The organism is Candidatus Nanohalovita haloferacivicina (assembly GCF_029232205.1).
Taxonomy (GTDB): domain Archaea; phylum Nanohalarchaeota; class Nanosalinia; order Nanosalinales; family Nanosalinaceae; genus Nanohalovita; species Nanohalovita haloferacivicina.
The window spans coordinates 948,926-966,202 of the sequence record NZ_CP107255.1; the positions used below are offsets into that span (position 1 = coordinate 948,926).

General features: G+C 44.8%; 17 protein-coding genes. 7 read left to right on the forward strand and 10 right to left on the reverse strand.

The window, feature by feature from the left end; genetic code table 11:
• Window position 1: 1 nt before the first annotated feature.
• The 8 genes from HBNXNv_RS05430 to HBNXNv_RS05465 form a co-directional block, all read right to left on the reverse strand.
• Window positions 2-571: a hypothetical protein gene (locus tag HBNXNv_RS05430; protein WP_347720661.1), complete on the reverse strand. Its 570-nt coding sequence runs from the start codon at window positions 569-571 to the stop codon at window positions 2-4.
• A gap of 4 nt (window positions 572-575) precedes the next feature.
• Window positions 576-836 (reverse strand): hypothetical protein, encoded by a 261-nt coding sequence (locus HBNXNv_RS05435; RefSeq protein ID WP_347720662.1) that lies wholly within the window; start codon window positions 834-836, stop codon window positions 576-578.
• Window positions 837-839: 3 nt separating this feature from the next.
• The gene (locus HBNXNv_RS05440) at window positions 840-977 is read right to left on the reverse strand and encodes a hypothetical protein (protein ID WP_347720663.1); all 138 of its coding nucleotides are present in this window, start codon (window positions 975-977) and stop codon (window positions 840-842) included.
• A gap of 129 nt (window positions 978-1,106) precedes the next feature.
• Window positions 1,107-1,646: a hypothetical protein gene (locus HBNXNv_RS05445; protein WP_347720664.1), complete on the reverse strand. Its 540-nt coding sequence runs from the start codon at window positions 1,644-1,646 to the stop codon at window positions 1,107-1,109.
• A 37-nt stretch (window positions 1,647-1,683) separates the two neighbouring features.
• The gene (locus tag HBNXNv_RS05450) at window positions 1,684-3,924 is read right to left on the reverse strand and encodes a hypothetical protein (protein ID WP_347720665.1); all 2,241 of its coding nucleotides are present in this window, start codon (window positions 3,922-3,924) and stop codon (window positions 1,684-1,686) included.
• Window positions 3,925-3,968: 44 nt separating this feature from the next.
• Window positions 3,969-4,385 carry a hypothetical protein gene (locus HBNXNv_RS05455; RefSeq protein WP_347720666.1) on the reverse strand — a complete coding sequence of 139 codons (417 nt, stop codon included), beginning with the start codon at window positions 4,383-4,385 and terminating at the stop codon, window positions 3,969-3,971.
• On the reverse strand, window positions 4,369-4,677 hold the full coding sequence (locus HBNXNv_RS05460; protein WP_347720667.1) for a hypothetical protein: 309 nt from the start codon (window positions 4,675-4,677) through the stop codon (window positions 4,369-4,371). The genes HBNXNv_RS05455 and HBNXNv_RS05460 overlap by 17 nt, the downstream gene beginning before the upstream one ends.
• A 32-nt stretch (window positions 4,678-4,709) precedes the next feature.
• Window positions 4,710-4,940 carry a DUF357 domain-containing protein gene (locus HBNXNv_RS05465; RefSeq protein WP_347720668.1) on the reverse strand — a complete coding sequence of 77 codons (231 nt, stop codon included), beginning with the start codon at window positions 4,938-4,940 and terminating at the stop codon, window positions 4,710-4,712.
• A gap of 76 nt (window positions 4,941-5,016) precedes the next feature.
• On the opposite strand from HBNXNv_RS05465, the gene HBNXNv_RS05470 reads away from it, so the two are divergent.
• Both HBNXNv_RS05470 and HBNXNv_RS05475 read left to right on the forward strand, forming a co-directional pair.
• Entirely contained in the window at window positions 5,017-5,754 is a 738-nt protein-coding gene (locus HBNXNv_RS05470) for a hypothetical protein (RefSeq protein WP_347720669.1), read from the forward strand.
• Between the two features lie 62 nt (window positions 5,755-5,816).
• On the forward strand, window positions 5,817-6,818 hold the full coding sequence (locus HBNXNv_RS05475) for a hypothetical protein (protein ID WP_347720670.1): 1,002 nt from the start codon (window positions 5,817-5,819) through the stop codon (window positions 6,816-6,818).
• Here the strand turns inward: HBNXNv_RS05475 and dph5 are convergent.
• A complete protein-coding gene (dph5, locus tag HBNXNv_RS05480) occupies window positions 6,810-7,520 on the reverse strand; it encodes a diphthine synthase (protein ID WP_347720671.1) in 711 nt (236 codons plus the stop codon). The genes HBNXNv_RS05475 and dph5 overlap by 9 nt on opposite strands.
• A 36-nt stretch (window positions 7,521-7,556) precedes the next feature.
• Between dph5 and HBNXNv_RS05485 the strand changes: the two genes are divergently transcribed.
• Window positions 7,557-8,576 (forward strand): class I SAM-dependent methyltransferase, encoded by a 1,020-nt coding sequence (locus HBNXNv_RS05485; protein ID WP_347720672.1) that lies wholly within the window; start codon window positions 7,557-7,559, stop codon window positions 8,574-8,576.
• A gap of 36 nt (window positions 8,577-8,612) precedes the next feature.
• Window positions 8,613-9,257 (forward strand): twin-arginine translocation signal domain-containing protein, encoded by a 645-nt coding sequence (locus HBNXNv_RS05490; protein WP_347720673.1) that lies wholly within the window; start codon window positions 8,613-8,615, stop codon window positions 9,255-9,257.
• A gap of 28 nt (window positions 9,258-9,285) precedes the next feature.
• Here the strand turns inward: HBNXNv_RS05490 and HBNXNv_RS05495 are convergent, their stop codons facing one another.
• Window positions 9,286-10,719: a hypothetical protein gene (locus tag HBNXNv_RS05495; RefSeq protein WP_347720674.1), complete on the reverse strand. Its 1,434-nt coding sequence runs from the start codon at window positions 10,717-10,719 to the stop codon at window positions 9,286-9,288.
• A gap of 134 nt (window positions 10,720-10,853) precedes the next feature.
• Here HBNXNv_RS05495 and HBNXNv_RS05500 point away from each other — a divergent pair, with 134 nt between their 5' ends.
• The 3 genes from HBNXNv_RS05500 (at window position 10,854) to HBNXNv_RS05510 (ending at window position 17,277) form a co-directional block, all read left to right on the forward strand.
• Entirely contained in the window at window positions 10,854-11,858 is a 1,005-nt protein-coding gene (locus HBNXNv_RS05500) for a hypothetical protein (protein WP_347720675.1), read from the forward strand.
• An 84-nt stretch (window positions 11,859-11,942) separates the two neighbouring features.
• Window positions 11,943-15,449 carry a carboxypeptidase regulatory-like domain-containing protein gene (locus HBNXNv_RS05505; protein WP_347720676.1) on the forward strand — a complete coding sequence of 1,169 codons (3,507 nt, stop codon included), beginning with the start codon at window positions 11,943-11,945 and terminating at the stop codon, window positions 15,447-15,449.
• A gap of 175 nt (window positions 15,450-15,624) precedes the next feature.
• On the forward strand, window positions 15,625-17,277 hold the full coding sequence (locus HBNXNv_RS05510) for an Ig-like domain-containing protein (RefSeq protein ID WP_347720677.1): 1,653 nt from the start codon (window positions 15,625-15,627) through the stop codon (window positions 17,275-17,277).

Here is a 17,277-nt window from a genome sequence, read left to right on the forward strand (position 1 = left end):
GTCACCCATCTTCTCCAAGCAGTGTTTCCATTGCTGACATTACAGAGGAGTCATCATCTCCGCTACTACTGTCATCGGAAGGTCTTGTCCAGTACATCACAATTCCTAGCGGAACCAACCATACTAATGGCGAGGACAGGGCCTCATTCACCATGCTGCTGACAGTGGTATCCGGTAGTGGAACTATCGCTTCCAAGCCTCCTGTTCGGGCAAATACTATTACTCCTGCGAACAGCACCACTATCGCTATTGGCTTGGATTTCTGAAGTACGTCTCCCCATCCTGCAATTCCAAGTATTGCACCCAGGCCGATAACACCCATCATACCGATGGCTATTCTGGCCCAGTACTCTGTGAAGAATGACTGGTATCCTGGATTGTTCGCTAGGAAGAATGCCAGGAAGAATGCTCCTGCTAGTGCAACGACAGGAGGCACGTTTGAATCATCTAAGTGCCCTATCTGTCTTACTCCGAAAAGTAGTACTACATAAGTTACCAGAAATGGAAGTAGGAGTGTGAAAAAGTCCACTCCTTCAAGAGTTGTAATTAAGGAAGCAAATCCTGTGGCCACTCAATTATTCACCTTCTTGTTCTCGAAGATATTCTTCGATGTTGTGGTTGAGCATCCATAGCTCTCTTCCTATGATCATCAGGCCCAGCATGATTATCCATGGAGAGATAATGTCTCCAAAGGAGCTCATTGTCAGGCCCTGTGTTCTCTGAAGAGTCCATACTGCTACTACTATGGCTCCAAATGATAGAAACGCTATCAGTAGTTCGTCTAGAATGTTTTCGATTTCGTATACAAATTCGTGGAATTTAGTATCTCGATTCATCGTTTACCAGTTGCCTCCTCCGCTTCTCTTTTTGTTTCTTTTCATGAATAGACGTGTCAAGAATCCTGCTACGAAGCCTACCGCCGCTACTTCCGGATAGGCCATCAAATTATTCATTACCGCTTCTGCTGTCAGAGCCATTTGTTTTTGAACCTCTTAGGAATACCTTTTGAAGCTTTGTTTAAATATCTAAAGCCGTTTGTTGCAATTCTCAAACGCTGAAGACACGCAAAACGCTTATGCTAAAGAAAAAAGGGATAGGAGGTGGAGCTATAGGTTCTTGTGAACGTGGGTTTCCACTTTGTCCATGGATCCTTTCATCTGGTTGAGGTACCTTCCCTCGATTGTCTTCAGAATCTGGTCCATTTCTGACTCTTTGTTCATCTCTTTTTCTTCCCATTCCATTTCCTGCTCGACTTCCTGTCTTGCCTGATCAATCTTTTCGTGGACATCCTGTAGAACCTGGTGTTGTCTCTTAACGTATTCAGGATCTCTTAGCCAGCCAAGCGCTTCTTCATCTGGAACATTTTGCTGTAGGTACTGGTTTGCAGCTGCTATTCCCTGATTATTGAGAATCTGCTCAAACTGTTCAAAGTTAATCTTGTTAATAACGGCTACAAACTGCAGTAGACCCGATTGCTCGGCCTCCTGCATCGCTTCTTTCAGCTTGTTGATTACATCATCATCGAGCTCGATCTCTCTTTTTCTGAGCTCTTCATCTTGATGTATATCATCCATTACCTCCTGTACTCTATCATGTAGTTCTTGAAAATCAAAACTCTCATTTTCTGAGAAGTAGTCGTCTGCCATGGTCAGTTATAGGTCATCTACATTAAAAAAACTTGTCTCAGCGGCTGGTGTCAATCATAGTATCCTCTAACCTCCCCATCGCCGATCTTATTTGAGGCAGTTTCTGATTCTCCAAACTGTCAAGAACATCAAGAATCTGGGCCTCCTGCTCCATTTCACCATCCTCCCACTCCATGTTCTGCTCTAAATCCTGCCTTGCCTCATCTAAACGATTGTGCAGCTTCTCCAGCTGCTTGTGCTGGCTCTTGATAAACTCTGGATTGGAGAGCCAATCCTTAATTTCCGGATCACTTAATTTGCTGTCAAGATACTGGTTTGCAGTAGCAATACCTTCTTCGTTAAGAATCTGATCAAATCTATCAAAGTCTATCTTGTTAATAGCTGCTACAAACTTTAGTAATTGGCTCTGCTCGATTACCTGCATGGCCTCCTTAAGTTCCTCTAATATTTGTTCATCTACACTTAACTCTTGCTTTCTGGTCTGCTCATCCTTTTCTAGAGCTTCAATTAGATTGCCAAATGTAGTCTCAATTTCTGCGTCGTGCTGATATTCCTGACCTGCATTATGCCTCATGTGGCTCTTATCCAACGTCCAGTTCCGCTCCAAAATATCAATTATTGCACGGAAATCTGTCTCATCTATTCTCCTTGCATCGTGCTCCTTGAAGTAGTCAACAATTTCCTGCGATGCATCTACAATCGAATCTCTTGGAACTGACTGAATATGATTGTAGAAGGCCATAAGCATTGAACCATTGTTTCCTACAGCTCTTTGATGATCTCCATTCAGAGTTCTAAGAAGCATCTCCTTGGCAGAATCTCTTAGATCTGAATTTCTAACGACCTTCTGGAATATCTCCCAGTTATCTCCTTCTAGATCAGGTTCATCTGAACCTCCGCCACCCTGCTCTACGTTCACTATAATATTTGTTATCTGTACAAGAGCGTCCTGATTTAGAGGACCCTGGAAGCTCAAAAACACGCTTACTATTTCTTCTACTGCAGGCCCAACCGCTGAGGAAGGGAGATTTTCAATAACAGAGATTAACTGTACAAATACAGAAACATCAATCTGAACATTACTGCCAGTTTGAATTACCACTGTGCCATCATTTACTTCGATGTTAAGCTCTAGAAGATTGATGAACTGTGAGAAGGCCTGCTGGTTAACATTCACATTATTTTGCTGGACGTACTGGCCTAACTGATTTACAAGAACGTTTGATATATCGTAATACTGCTGATTAACAACTTTTTCGATCTCTACATTGTTGATCTGGACAATTTTTGGATTATTCTCAACTTTCTGGAAGTACTGCTCTAGCCTCTGAATCAGGGTTTCATCTAGAGGCCCTCCATAATTGACCACTATCTTCATCATCTGATTGACTACCTCCATATCAAATTCTTCATCCCCTTCAGACATGACCTTGACCATCATCTGCATCAAGCCACTAAATTGCTGCTGCTGAATGGTTACATCCTCGGCATTAGGCGCATTCACAACTATTCCTCCATTACCTGGACCGAATCTTCCCTGTAGTAAGGCCATGAACTGCATCATACCCGGAGTCATTGCCATACCCATCTGCTGCTGTTGCTGCTGCATTGCAGCTGCTACTTGCTGAGCCATCTGTGGATCTAGATCGATGTCAACATTCTGATAAGGTGAGCCAGGAGGGCCTCCACCAGAATCCCCAGAGTCATCGCTGCTATCGCTTCCATCAGGGACATTAACATCTATAGAATCAGGCGCGTTGACATCTATAGAATCTGGAGCATTAACATCTATAGAATCAGGAATATCACCACCACCTATATCAATATCTGGAAGGCCTGGAAGATTGACTCCAAGAAGATGTCTTAGTACGAAGAGCAGGGCCAGTAATAACAGTAGTAGGGCGACTCCTGGCCCGTAGTTTCCGTGCCTCATTACTGTTACTACTGCTACTGCTAGGGCCATTAGCTGTGCTGCTTTCTGCCCCATCTCGGATAGATCATCGCCGCCGTTATTGTCCTCGAAGTTGTTTTCAGCTCTCTTCAGAACTTTGCTGAATATGAACCACATTAGGCCATATACTCCGATTAAAGGTATGATTACGAATACGAGGAAGTCCTGGCCATTGTTGATGTCGCTGACTGTTAGAGAATCAATGAAGTTTAGTGGTTCATTGTAGAATGCCTGTGAGGGGCCTCCTCCAGCGATCTGTGCAGCAGCTGGTGCGGAAATAACAGCTATGAGTAAAAGTAGAAGTGCTGCTGCATACGATTTGCGCATAGACTAATTTGAGTTTAGCTTCTTTAATAGCATTAGGGCCGTAATTACATCATTTTGTAGATTACGTAGATGAATGCACAGGCGAATGCGACTAATATTGCAGGCCCCATTACTTCTATTAGCTGAGAGATTCTTCTCCACATCGGGGAGACTATAATCATTGCAGGTATAGATACCGCGAGAATGGTTGAGTAGCGGCCTATCTCAGAATCTGTCATGTCATCGTTGGAGTTCAATGCAAACTTCATCAGGTTGAAGAGAGTGAACTGCATGATTGCATAGATTAGAACAAATGGAAAAATTATCTTCAGCACCAGCTCTCTCTGAGAGTCATACTCTGGAGCCGAAAAGTAATCGGCACCATCGTAGTCGTTCAGGTCATAGGCCTGCGAAGTAGCTGCCCCAGTTGATATTACCAGAAGCAATAGAACTGAAAGAATTTTTCTAGAAGTCAAAATCATCATCGCCGCCTCCGCCGAAGTCGTCGTCTCCTCCACCGAAGTCACCGCCACCGCTACCTCCACCACCAGAGGAGCTAGAGCCTTCTCTAATTTTCTGAATATAAACCGGAATCATTTCATCAACCAGAAACCCTACCGCAAGGCCCATTCCCGCAAGAAGAGCTATCTGAGCGTTCAATTCTGTTAGACCCGTCATTGAGGTAACATCATCAAGAAGAATGTTGACGGCAAAGTATGATGCTATTGCTGAGGCCGGGAAGGCCGGATACTTCCACGGGTCTTTAATGTTCATAGAGAAAACTGGCTTCTACTTGTTTAAATCAGTTAATCAAATTTTCCAAGTCTTTCAAGAGTCTCGAGAATACCCCATGCATAGATTACAGATTCCCAGGCCCTGATATAGTCCTCTTCATCAAGGAAATGCTGTGTGTCATCTCGGTAGGCCTCAACATTCTCCATCTGCTCGACACTTGAATCTCTGTCTTCAACCCTATCTTCCAGCTTTTTCAGCCACTTCTCTGTCTCTTCCTTCAGTTTTTCCTGTGTCTCGTCCATGCTGAGAACTTGTACAGTGATAATTATAAAAGAGTTATTTCTTTTTACTATCAATAGGTAACAAGAGGTATTATTTATGACAGCATTCGGACTACTTCCAGGGCCTTTGGACGGCGTTAAATTGACCGTTGACAGGCTCATGGAAGACGGTGAAGAAGAGATAGAGACCATTGACCTTTCTGGCCTCGAAGGATTCGACATTGATGAATACAGACAGCGAGATGACGTAGAGGTAGAAAGAACTATTAGAGACGATGGCAGAGAAGCTTACAGAGTAGTGCCTCATTCCGAAGAGGCAAGAGCGCTTTTGGACCCATCTAACTATAGTGAGGAATCGGATTCAGAGATTTCGGAACCCTCTTCAGATCTTGGACCTCAAAACCCTTCAGAACCTAATAACGGAGGTGACAATAATATGGTAGATAGTCCAGACGAGCTAGTAGACCTATCTGACGACGTAGATGCAGCACAGCAGGACATGTACGACAAGCTTGGCGGATTCAGAGATTATCTGGAAGAGAAATTCCAGGAAGTAGACGATGAGATCGAAGTAACTCTAAGAGAAGCTGCTGAAGTACTCGACTACATGGACGACACAATGGGCGCACAGCTCAACACACAGCTTCACGACTACGAGACAGTTAGCGATTACGTCGAAGCAGTTAGTTCTGACGTAGACGAACACGTCGACGAAGTAGTTGCACATCTTGACGAAGACTTTAGAGACACCGATAAGTACGCAGAAGTCAGGAGAAACATGGAAGCAATGGATCAGAGAAGAAACCGCTTCAGAGACGAAATGGGTCTTAATTAAGACCCCTTTTTTCTTTCAACCAAAACCCTTTTAACTTTCTTTGTTATTAAACAGTAACAACAATGAGTGCGAATGGATTTGACCTGGTAGATAGAAGCAGTAGAACTGCTGAAGCGCAGGATGATATGTATGATGCGCTGGAAGATCTTGGTAATACTCTAGACAGAGGTCATGATCTCCTTGATGACGTAGTTGAAGGTCAGAGAGAGACCGAAGAGACATTTGCACAATTTCTAGAAGAAGTAAGAAACGATTACAGAACAGTTGAAGATTTTGCAGAACAGTATAACGATAGACAGCAGGATCTGAATAGTAGAATCGAAAACCTCGATGTAGGAAATAATAACACAACATTTAACCTATACGCCTTCCCAGGCGCCACGACGACTCAGCCTATGGGATGGGGCAGCATGTACCAACAGCAAGGCCTATTTGGTCAGCAACAAGGTTTCGGACCTGGCAGTTTTTGGAGTCCTAACCAGCAACAACAGCAGGCATCTGGAGGAGGTCAACAACAGCAACAGCAAGGGTATGGCGGCCAGCAGCAACAACAGCAACAAGGATTTGGAAGACAGCAACAGCAGCAGGGCCAGACCTGGGATCAGGTTTTCTTTGGATCAGATGATGAGAGTATTCTGGATGTAAACGATACTACAGAAGATGAAAGTGAAGAAATTCCAGTAGACTCTCCGGAAGATAATACCTACGAAGAGCCAGAAGACGAATCTTACGACGAACCCGGGGATGAGAGTTATGAAGCTACTGACAGCGAACCAGTTACATTCATTGATGGAACAGAAGATCCTGTAGAAGACACCTACGAAGAGCCAGAAGACGACGAGACCTATGACGACACTGAAGACTATGAACCAGAGCCAGATGGAAGTGTAGATATGGGAACAAACTTTGGGCCAGACATCAGTTTCGACTACGAAGCTGAAAACTCCACAGAAAATGCAACTCAAAGCTTCAGCTTTTCAGGTACAGGCTTCGAGCCATCCGGCAGCATTACAATGCAGCAATCAGCTGGCGGGGAAACCCAGTACTTTGAGGCCTCATTCTAACTTGTATTCTTCTATAAATTCTTCTTCCATATGAGAAGTATCTCCTACAAGGATTATACAGTGCGGAGGCTTTCCGAAATCATAATCTACAAACTCTCCAAGTTCAGCAAGAGAAATACTCTGATCTTCGTTATTTGCTCTTTCAAGAACTATTGCTTTTCTATCTTCAAGATCTTCATCTAGATCAATCAGTTTTTCAGCGGCCTCAGAAGCATCATAATTGATATCAAGCAGTACAAGTGTGTGAAGGCCTATTGAATCATTTTTCTCTATGTGTTCTACTATTGATTCTGGTGCGAAATCCTGTGGCAGTGTTACTGTGCGGCCGAACTTGTACACATTTAGGCCTGTCTCCGAGATAGATGTGAATATTGAAGGTGCGTGAACTACTTCTACATCCAGGCCTTCTTTCTCCGCTCTATACTTTATTTCGTAGTGAGTTGTCGCTGTGAGAGCATTCCCTGAGACCAGGAATGCCGTGTCTTTTTCCTCTGCAGATTCTATTATCTTGTCCTCCTGTTCAACCTGTTCGCGAGAAAGTTTCTCAATTTCTGTTCCTGTCTGTTCTTCAAGTTTCTCAAGGTCAACAGTTTCTGTATTTGTGTAGAACTCGGCATAGGCCTTGTCAACTTTTTCGAGTGCCTTGATTCCTTTCTGTGTTATTTCTCCGTCGTCAAGTCCGAGTCCGATCAGATACAACATATGGTTAAAATATTGAGATGAAAGTTTTTTATCAGCATGAAGCAGGAAGAACTTGAGGCCAGAGTTAGAGAACTTTTCGAGAGACAGGGATTCAAAGTTGAGAAAGATGGAAACCAGTTAACGGCCTCTAACGGAAAGAAAATAGTATTGAAGGTTTTCTCGTCAGAGAAATACTCTGCTGAAGATGTTTCTGCTGAGAAAGAGGTCAAGGTTTTCGTGGATGAAGGCCTGGAAGAGGTCAAGGAAGATCTAGATAACGATGTTTCGATAATATATAATGAAGAGGAGGAAGAGGATTTTGAGACTCCATCCTACGAAGTTATCGGCGATATAGCTGTAATCAACGATCTGGCTGGAGTTAACAGGGATGAAGCAGTTGAGGGAATACTACATCACCAGAACGTGAAGACTATTCTGTTGAAGGATGAAGGCCTTTCCGGCGAGTTCCGACTGGGAGACTACGAGAAACTTTACGGTGAGGAGACCGAGACCGTGCATAAGGAGTTCGGCTACCGTTTCAAGGTCGATCCTACAGAAGTATACTTTTCAGAGAGATTCGGCACAGAGAGAAAGAGAGTGGCCGATCAGGTAGAGGACGGCGAGCGAGTGCTAGTCATGTTTGCCGGAGTAGGCCCTTTTGCAATGCTTTGCTCTGAAAAAGCAGATGAAGTGGTTGCTGTAGAGAAGAATCCTGCAGGAGCAGAATTTCTGAAGGAGAACATCGAATTAAACAAAGTTGAGAATGTTGAAGGCCTTGAAGGAGATGTGGAGGAAGTAGTGCCAGGAATGGGAGAGTTTGACAGGATTATCATGCCTCTTCCAGAATCCGCCAACGAATTTCTGGGCCTTGCACTAGATCACATCTCTAATAACGGTGTTATACACTACTATAGATTCGTTGAGGATGGCAACACTGAGGAGATAGAGGCCGAAATAATGAAGGAGATAGAGCAGAGAGGTTTTGAGTACAAAATTCTGGATACTGTAGAGTGTGGTGAAAGAGGCCCGACCTCAACAAGAATGTGTTTTGACTTACAAGTAACAAAAAGTATTTAAGAGTCGGTATTTCTTTCTGAGTTATAAGGTGTAAAAATGAGTATAGGAGATAGAATTGGAAATTGGGTCGATAGACAGGTCGACGATGCAAGAGACATTTTTAGTTTCAGCTATGAAAATCTTAGAGGAAATACCCCTCCAAGCCCGGGAAGACGACAGTTCCTGAAGGCTACCGGAGCAGCAGCTACTGGCGGAGGCGTAGTAGGTTACGGCGTTTCCGAGTATCTAGAAGGAGGCGATACAGGCCAGAGCCCTCAGGATGATGGACAGTCCGGCGGACAGTCTGGAGACGGAAGCGGAGGCGGTAGTAACGGAGGTTCTACAGGCGGCAGTTCTGGAGGCCAGTCAGGAAGTAGTAACGGAGGTTCTTCAGGAAATGGTTCTGGCAGCGATGTTGAGTCAATCAACCAGATTCTTGGAGACAACGGCGATACAGATATTGAGACCGTGATAGACTGGTATGGCGAAGGCCATGATAGAGGTTATAGTGCCGACGATATTGCTTCAGCATACAACTCAGATCAGGATGAGTATGAGCTAGCTTTCTACGATGGTAGCGATGGAGAACTACCTCTGGTTCTTACAGAAGATCAAGGATTCAGCGATTCCGAAGTGAACAAAATTCTTGAGTATGAGAATGAAGGTAAGCTTGCGGAGTCATTCAGAAAGATGGAGAATTAAAGAAAGAAAAAATTTGGAGGGAGGAACTCTATGCGAGTTCTTCCTCATCCATGAGGCCTTCAAGGCCTCTGAACACATTTCTTATTTCATCTCTTGCAGAGTAATTATCTGAGACTGCTTCTGAGAGTTTTTCATCGAGATATGTTTCGAATTCTTCTCCGTCGGTAAGTTCTGATAGTCTGTCTCTTAGGTCTTCTGCTACGAATTCATCCTCGAAGTATTCTGCTCCCATTGCATCTTCCAGATATTCAAGTTCTCTGACTGCTTTGTCAGCCTGTGCGTACTGTCTTGCTGCTTTTGATCCAAGAGCGTTGACTGCGTCGTTGTAAGCTGACTGGAGATCCCCTTCTGCGTCGTCGAGAATCTTTCCTTCGAAAGAAACTCCTCTCTCATCCAGCATAGCTGCCATATTGCCAATCTGGTTTTCTGCCAGATCTTCAATCCAGCTTGTGAGGTAGTCAAGCTCTTCGTAGACATCTTCTACGAATGATTCTGTGTCTTCTGCTACTTCTCTGTATGCAGATGTTGCTGCATCGTGTCTGACATTGAAGCTTTCCAGGTGTTCCCTCTTGATTTCGCCGTGTCTCTGAATATCGTCTTCAAGATCTGCGACGACATCATTCAATTCTTCTCTTTTTCTTTCTAGAGTTCCTTTTGCTGCATCAAGCTCGGCCTGAGCTGCTGAAGATCCATCTTCAGAACCTATAGCTGATGAGTTAGCTGATTCTTCCTGGGCCTCAATTGCTGCCTGGGCCTCCTCGTAATCTTCACGTGCTGCTTCAAGCTCTTCTCTTTTTTCTTCGATTTCTTCTTGCTTGGATGCAATCTTGTCTTCCCTGTGAGTGTATCTCTCGTCGAACTCTTCAACTTCATCTGAAAGTCTTGAGAGGTATGCTGCAAGGCCCAGATCTTCTTCATCCCATTCCTCAAAGCTGTGACTTCCCTGATGTGGGTCGAAGTCGTGAGTCATGTCATCTTCAATTGGCTCGTTTGCGTACTCGATTACCTGGCTTATTGCATCGGCAACCTGAGATGCTGGCTCTGAAAGTGCAGTTTCGTAACTCTGTCTTCTTCTCTGCATATCAGTCTCAAGATCAGATCTCTTTGCATCGAAGTCATCAACTAGCGATCCAAAGCTGCTTACTGCTTCGTCAACAGAATCTCTATCGACATCTCTATCTTCAGAAAGTGCTTCTCTGACTGCATCGCCAGGCCTTACGTGGTCTTCACCAATTCCCAGGAATCCTCCTGAGCCTAGGCCTACGCGCTCTCTGAGCCTCTGGAAAGTTGATCCAGAATCGTCGTTTTCAGGGGTTTCAGGGCTAGAATCTGAAGAGCTATCATTATTGTCTTCAGTTCCTCCACCGTCCGTCATAGCAATCTTATTGCTCTCGTGGAACTGTCTTGTTTGTTCCGAAGTCGGAACGTTTACTGTGTTTTGCTTATTGTTATCATCCGCCATTCTTATTCACCAAGAAGGTTAATTGGACTCAAATGTCTTATATTTAACCTGCTAAGAAAGCGATTTACTTCTGAATAATAACAACAATATTTAATGATTTGGCACCAATAAGACAACAGGGGGAGAAAGGGCCAATGTCGAAGAGACTTCAGAGGAAAATAAATGCATTTGAATCGCTGCTCGAAGAAGATCAGAGAGATTCGTTCAACAGTTTGAAAGGAGAATTTAATTTTGTAGTAACTGAGAAAGAGCTAGTTTCTGCCCTTGAAGGACTTTCAAGGCCCGTGGTACGTATAGACAGATCATACGATATTGCAGATGAACTGGATATAGAACTGGGATCTGAAGGCCACGAAATAATTGATACTTACGAAGAATCTTTGGACGAATTCTTTGACCCTGTAGAAGGATGGCTGGAAGAAGAGTTCGAAGACCATTCAGAGGACGAACTAGGATGGAAGGCAGAAGGCATCTCTCAAATAGCTACTGAGGCAGAAGCGGTTGCAGACGAATATGAAAGAGAGATTGATTTGGCTCTTTCAAACCTTCCGGAGAAAGAAAGAGAAAGAATAGTTGAAAGACACGACTTTGAGTATGAAGACCCTAACACTCGCGACAACTGGGGCTATGGATTCCTGAACCTGGTTTACGACATAGGCTCTTTCGCAAGGACGAAGATAACAGGTAGAGACAGCCACAGATACGAAGACAGTTCAGGAAATGCTAAGGCTCTTCCACAGGATGAAGAGTTCTCCAGGAGAGCATTCATTGGAATGGGTAAAGAAGCATTAGCTGTAGGAGCTCTTGGAGCCCTGGGATATGCAGCTTCAGAGGAATGGGAAGAACATACTTCCGGTAACGGTGGAGGCGGAGGCCAGCAGCCACCACAGAATGGCAGAGTTACTCTTTCTGTAGGAGAGACATACAATCTATCGGAAGTTGAGCCATGTGCAGCAGACTACCAGATGGAGCAGACCAGAAACTTCCTGAATGATAGAGGCCTTTCTGAGGACGACGTGAGAGTTGAACTTACAAACAATGGAGAAATTGAGGTGCTGGGAGAGACTGGAAACGGCAATTATGACGAGACGTTGTACATTACAGATTCCGTCGCTCAGTGGACCTGCGACCTGGAATAACGGACTTTATCCGAAATTTTCTCGGCCCTGCCGTCAATTATAAAAGAGTTGTTATCACTATTGAGTAACAGGTGCGTTGTTTTCATGAAAACAAGACTAAACAAAACACTGATATTCGCAATTTTTGCCCTGCTGGCAATTTCAACAGCAACAGCTACAGTTTCAAGAGTTGAAATCGATCCTCTGGCATCTTACTACGATCAAGGAACTTCTATTACCGTTACAGGCGAGGTCTATGGTACAAGCATAGACAAAGTTACGCTGCAGAGAGAAACCAGCTATGGAGGGTCCACAACAGAAGGAACCGATAGCAACCTAGGATACTGTGACTCCGGATGTAAAGTAGAGATCCCATATACTTTTGAGGAGACCGGCAGTCAGACACTTTACCTGAGAGCTTTCTCTGGAGATCAGCAGACAGACAAGGAAAGCTGGAACACGGAGAAAGTTACAGTAGTTCAGCCAGACGATGAAACCAAGAGCTTCGATCTGAGAAACGTTGGAGCATCAAAATACAGGCTTGATAGAGACCAGTCTACAACACTGAACGCAGAAGTTGAGAACACAGGAGATGTAGGTTCAAGCGTTCTTATGACCTGGTACGCTGAAAGAAACAATAACGAAATAGAGCTGGCTAGCAAGTACAGATACATTTCGCCAGGAGACACAAAGTCTTTCGAGACCGACAGAATTTCATGGAACAATCTGGAAAGAAAAGGCCTGAACCAGGATAGAAACTACGACCTGATAGGCAAGATGAGAGTAGATAACACAGTAAAAGAGACAGAAACTGCTCCAAACAGTCTAAGAATTAATTCTGAAGATACAGAGGCCTCTCTAACGGTTAATGTTGAGGACACAGATGGAGATTCGCTGAGCTATTCGCAAGTCTCTGTAGATGGAACAGTCAAAAACACAGGAAGAGATGGCAGCACCACATTCAGCCTTGAGAGCGGAGGCTACGAGGTTACCGCCAGCAAGAATAATTACATTAGCGAGGATAGAGGAATCTACCTGGCTCCTGGAGAGGACGAAACAATAACCATCCAGCTTGACAGAGAAAGAGAACAGGCCAGACTCACAGTACATACAGGAGAAATAAACAGAGACGGGCCTACAGACGTAATAGTGCATGTTGACGGACAAAGCAGGAGTACAGGCGACGACGATAGAGTAACTTTCAGGCTTGATCCTGATACTTACACAGTCTCGGCTTCAGCAAATGGAGAGTATGCTGCAAAGGACGTCACATTGAGTAATGGAGAAAGAGAGACTATCCATCTAGGCCTTCCGAGAGATGGCGGTGATGGAGACGATGATGCAAGACTGAATATCAGGACGCGCGATCAGGATGGAGACAGGTTGCGCTATGTTGATGTCTCAGTAGATGGCAGAACCGTTAACACAGGAAGTTCGAGTAGCGCAAGCTTCAGTCTTGAGAGCGGAGGCTACGAGGTTACCGCCAGCAAGTCAGGATATAGAGATGCTTCAAAGGGCGTATATCTAGCGCCTGGAGAAGAACAGACAGAAACACTGTACCTTGAGAGAAGGAGCTCAGATAGAGAGGATTGCGATCTTTCAGTCTCAAGAGTAGATATCTCCGACAATACTATTGCTAAAGGAGAGTCTACAGACGTTAGACTGACAATTGATTCGGGAGATGTCGAGCAAGACTTCAGAGTACTCATAGAGACAGAAGAAGAAACCTATTATGACAAGAGAATTACTGTAGATGGAGAGAGAACAATCAAGAAAACTATCTCCCCGGAAAGCCCTGTGAAAGTTCATACAAGAACAGAGGCCGTCGGAGCTCCTTGTGGTTACGAGGAGTGGACAAGCAGTGGAGAAATCCTTGTAGCAGATATTTACGATGACAAAGACCGCTACGACCTCACAGTTGATGTAGAGGATGAAGATGGAGACAACATCGAGAACGCAGAAGTAAGAGTTACCAACGGCGAGGAACAGGAAGACGATACAAACAGCAATGGAAGGGCCTACTTCAGCCTTGAAAACGGAAACTACGACTTAGAAGTGTCCAAAAATGGTTACGAAGACTTTGAGAAAAGTTTCAGCATCAACAACGCAGACAGAAGAATAGACGTGACTCTTGTAGATGAAGACGACGATGACAGCGATGATGGAGAAGGAGAGTTCACTGCAAGAGTAATCGATCAGGATCACGACAGACTTGAAGACGCAAGAGTAAGAGTTGAAGGCCTTGACAGCAGTTACAGAAGAACTCAGTGGACTGACGACGATGGAGAGACAACATTCGATCTTGATGAAGGAGACTACGAGGTAACGGCCTACAAGCCAGGATACAGTTCACAGACTAGAGATATCGAGATTGATGAAGGAGATGACTTCACTAGAGGTTTCCAGCTGTTCAAAGATGAGAACCTGGAAATCAGCAACGTCAACTATCCTGACAGCGTCTGCAGAGGAGCAAGCATGTCAGTATCATTCACAGTCAGAAACACTGGAAACTCGAGAGAAGTAGTCGATATCAGCGGTTCAGGCCTTGGATCAGACCCAAGCGGCAGATCCATAGTGCTTGACGCTGGAAAATCCAGAAGAGCATCTGTAATGTTCACAGGTGTGGAGGGAAGTGGATCAGAAAGCTTTACAGTCGATGCGTACTCCAATGGGGAGACAGTATCGGCTACTAGAACAGTGAACGTCCAGAGCTGTGGAGTAAGCAACTTTGGACAGGCCAGAGATATATCCATGACTTTGAACCCTGACAGAACTCTTTCAGGTCAGCCAGTACAGGTTAAGGGATATGTCGACGGTGGAACAGGCCGTCAGGAAGTAGAGATCAATGTTGACGGTGAGAGAGTTGCGAGAGTAAGCACTCAGCCTGATGGATACTACCAGACATACATCAGAGTAAGTCAGGTAGGAACTCACTCTGTTTCAGCAGAGGCCGACGGCATCAGTGCGACAAGAGATCTTGAGGTGCTGCCTACAGTTTCAGCAACAATGATTAACCCTCCAAGACAGGTATTTGAGGGAGAAGAGTTCGAACTGTGTGCAGAGATCAGTTCGCAGATTACTCCAAGAGTTGTGCTGTTGAGAGATGGCGAGGTAATCCAGACAAGAGATGCGGGCGGAGAAGTATGTTTCACCCCTACAGCATCTGATCCTGGAGAGCACGAGTACATGATCCGTGCAGTAACTTACGGCCAGGGAACAGCAGCAACTGCAAAAGTCAACGTGCTTGAGACAGGGCCGGAGACCACAAGCTTCCCAGAGAACCTGGCAGCTGTAGAATCAGAGTCCGGACTGGTCAAGGCAGAGATCTACAACACTCACAACGAGATCAAGAGGTACCATGTCAGCCTTGAAGGCCTTCCAGATGACTGGGTGTCAACTTCGGAGAAGGAAGTAGTACTGACTCAGGGAGAGAGAAAGACAGTCTACTTCTATATCATGCCGAAGGATGAAGGCAACTACGGCGGAGATGTAGTGATTGAGTCCGACGGATCTGAAATTTACAGAGAGAATGTAACGATCTGGTCCGGTGGAACGACAGAAAAAGCCGATAAAACCTGGTTTAGCAAAATCAAGGGCTTCTGGCCCTTTTAGATTTTTTATTAGTACTTAGTCGTTAGTTTCTTTTGTTACTACCGACTAATATATAAAATTTAAACCGAGGTGTTATTAACAGGTGACACTTTCAATGCGAAGTCTTGGAAAAATACTATTTGCAACCCTACTAATTTTAACATCATTAACAACAGTGGCCGCTAGCCCGGCTGATTTGACAATTTTCCCAAAGGAGGCAACTGCTCCAATAGACAGTTATGCTTCCTATCAGGTAGAGATTGAGAACACTGGTCCTGTGAAGGATCATTACAGTATTCTGACCAAGACTTCTGAAGTCACAGCTCAGCCTTCAAGTTTCTATCTTGACTCAGGAGAGACCAAGACAATCTATGTTTGGTACGATCCCGAGGTCACCAAGGATGCCGGAAGATATTCTTTCGACGTAACTGCTCAGTCCCGTGCAACCAACAAACAGTATTCTGTAACAGGTATAGCTAATGTTGTCAAGGAGCACGAAGTTGAACTGAGAATTGCAGATTCCAAGACTGTTTGTAGAGGAGAGAACGCAAACTACCAGGTAGAAGTCGAAAACACAGGAATTCAGCCTGAAACATTTGAAATCACCACAGATTACGGACAGCTTTCAAGAAGCCAGGTTACACTGGAAGAAGGAGAGACACAGACAATTACACTGACTGCAAACTCCGAAGAAGCAGTTGAACAATCTTTCAACGTAGTTGCAGCGTCTACCACAAGCTACGCACAGCAGATTGAAAGAGTCAACTTCAAGTCCGAAACCTGCTACGGCTCATCAGTATCTATTACTCCTGAAAACCAGGAAGTAGCAGCATTCAACACAGCAACATACGATATCACAGTAATGAACCAGGGAACCAAGACCGACACATTCAACATTCAGGCAAGCGAAGGAGAACTCTCCAACTCAGCGGTAAGAGTAAACGGAGAATCAAGCCAGACAGTCACACTATCAGTAACCCCTGAAGAGCTAGGAGAAAAAACAATTACGGTAACAGCATCAGGAGCAAGCACAGCTGAGAGGACAGCAAACCTCAACGTCGTCAACGGAAACGACGTAGAAGTAGCATTCAACCAGGCAAGCAAGAACGTCTGTGAAGACAGCAGATTCACCTACGAAGCAGAAATAACAAACACAGGTGCAGCAACAGACACATACGATCTCTCCACAACACAGGGAGACGTGTCAACAAACTCAGTTGAACTAGCCCCAGAGGAATCAACAACAGTAGACATCTCATTTAACGCAACAGACTACTCGGAAGGAGCACAGGAAAGCTTCACAATGACAGCTTCCTCAACAACATTCGATGAACCTTCCAAATCAGTAACAGGAGACTTCAAAGTCCACAACTGCTGGGACCTCAGCATGAACGTAGTACCAGAAGTCAAGAGCGCAGGAGAGAACTCAAGCACAGTCTACGAAATCAGCCTGAACAACACAGGAACACAGGAGAACACATACAGACTGACATACGAAGGCCCAGCCTGGATCGACATCAAACCAGAATCAGTCACAGTACCAGCTGGACAATCAGAAACAGCCTACATCTACGCAAGCATCCCATTCCAGAAGAAGGGAGAAGTACAGATCACAGCAACAGCAGTAGGAAATCAGGTACAGGAATCAGAGACAGTCAAACTCCTCATAGGAAAAGACATTGAGGACGCAATCAAGAGCGATCAGGGAGGAGACAGCCTAACAGGATCCTTCGCAAACAGTGCATCCAACCTGGCCAACTCAATCCAGCAATCAGACTCGCTAGTCAAGCTACTAGTATCACTAGTAGTATCAGCAGCAATCGTAGCATTCATCCTCTACAGAGGATGA

Excerpts from the sequence above, each read along its gene's own strand:
- HBNXNv_RS05495 (WP_347720674.1), bottom strand. The coding sequence starts at position 10,719 with ATGGCGGATGATAACAATAAGCAAAACACAGTAAACGTTCCGACTTCG.
- HBNXNv_RS05490 (WP_347720673.1), top strand. The coding sequence starts at position 8,613 with ATGAGTATAGGAGATAGAATTGGAAATTGGGTCGATAGACAGGTCGAC.
- HBNXNv_RS05460 (WP_347720667.1), bottom strand. The coding sequence starts at position 4,677 with ATGAACATTAAAGACCCGTGGAAGTATCCGGCCTTCCCGGCCTCAGCA.
- HBNXNv_RS05465 (WP_347720668.1), bottom strand. The coding sequence starts at position 4,940 with ATGGACGAGACACAGGAAAAACTGAAGGAAGAGACAGAGAAGTGGCTG.
- HBNXNv_RS05470 (WP_347720669.1), top strand. The coding sequence starts at position 5,017 with ATGACAGCATTCGGACTACTTCCAGGGCCTTTGGACGGCGTTAAATTG.
- HBNXNv_RS05475 (WP_347720670.1), top strand. The coding sequence starts at position 5,817 with ATGAGTGCGAATGGATTTGACCTGGTAGATAGAAGCAGTAGAACTGCT.
- HBNXNv_RS05505 (WP_347720676.1), top strand. The coding sequence starts at position 11,943 with ATGAAAACAAGACTAAACAAAACACTGATATTCGCAATTTTTGCCCTG.
- HBNXNv_RS05485 (WP_347720672.1), top strand. The coding sequence starts at position 7,557 with ATGAAGCAGGAAGAACTTGAGGCCAGAGTTAGAGAACTTTTCGAGAGA.
- HBNXNv_RS05435 (WP_347720662.1), bottom strand. The coding sequence starts at position 836 with ATGAATCGAGATACTAAATTCCACGAATTTGTATACGAAATCGAAAAC.
- HBNXNv_RS05450 (WP_347720665.1), bottom strand. The coding sequence starts at position 3,924 with ATGCGCAAATCGTATGCAGCAGCACTTCTACTTTTACTCATAGCTGTT.
- HBNXNv_RS05500 (WP_347720675.1), top strand. The coding sequence starts at position 10,854 with ATGTCGAAGAGACTTCAGAGGAAAATAAATGCATTTGAATCGCTGCTC.
- dph5 (WP_347720671.1), bottom strand. The coding sequence starts at position 7,520 with ATGTTGTATCTGATCGGACTCGGACTTGACGACGGAGAAATAACACAG.
- HBNXNv_RS05440 (WP_347720663.1), bottom strand. The coding sequence starts at position 977 with ATGGCTCTGACAGCAGAAGCGGTAATGAATAATTTGATGGCCTATCCG.
- HBNXNv_RS05455 (WP_347720666.1), bottom strand. The coding sequence starts at position 4,385 with ATGATTTTGACTTCTAGAAAAATTCTTTCAGTTCTATTGCTTCTGGTA.
- HBNXNv_RS05445 (WP_347720664.1), bottom strand. The coding sequence starts at position 1,646 with ATGGCAGACGACTACTTCTCAGAAAATGAGAGTTTTGATTTTCAAGAA.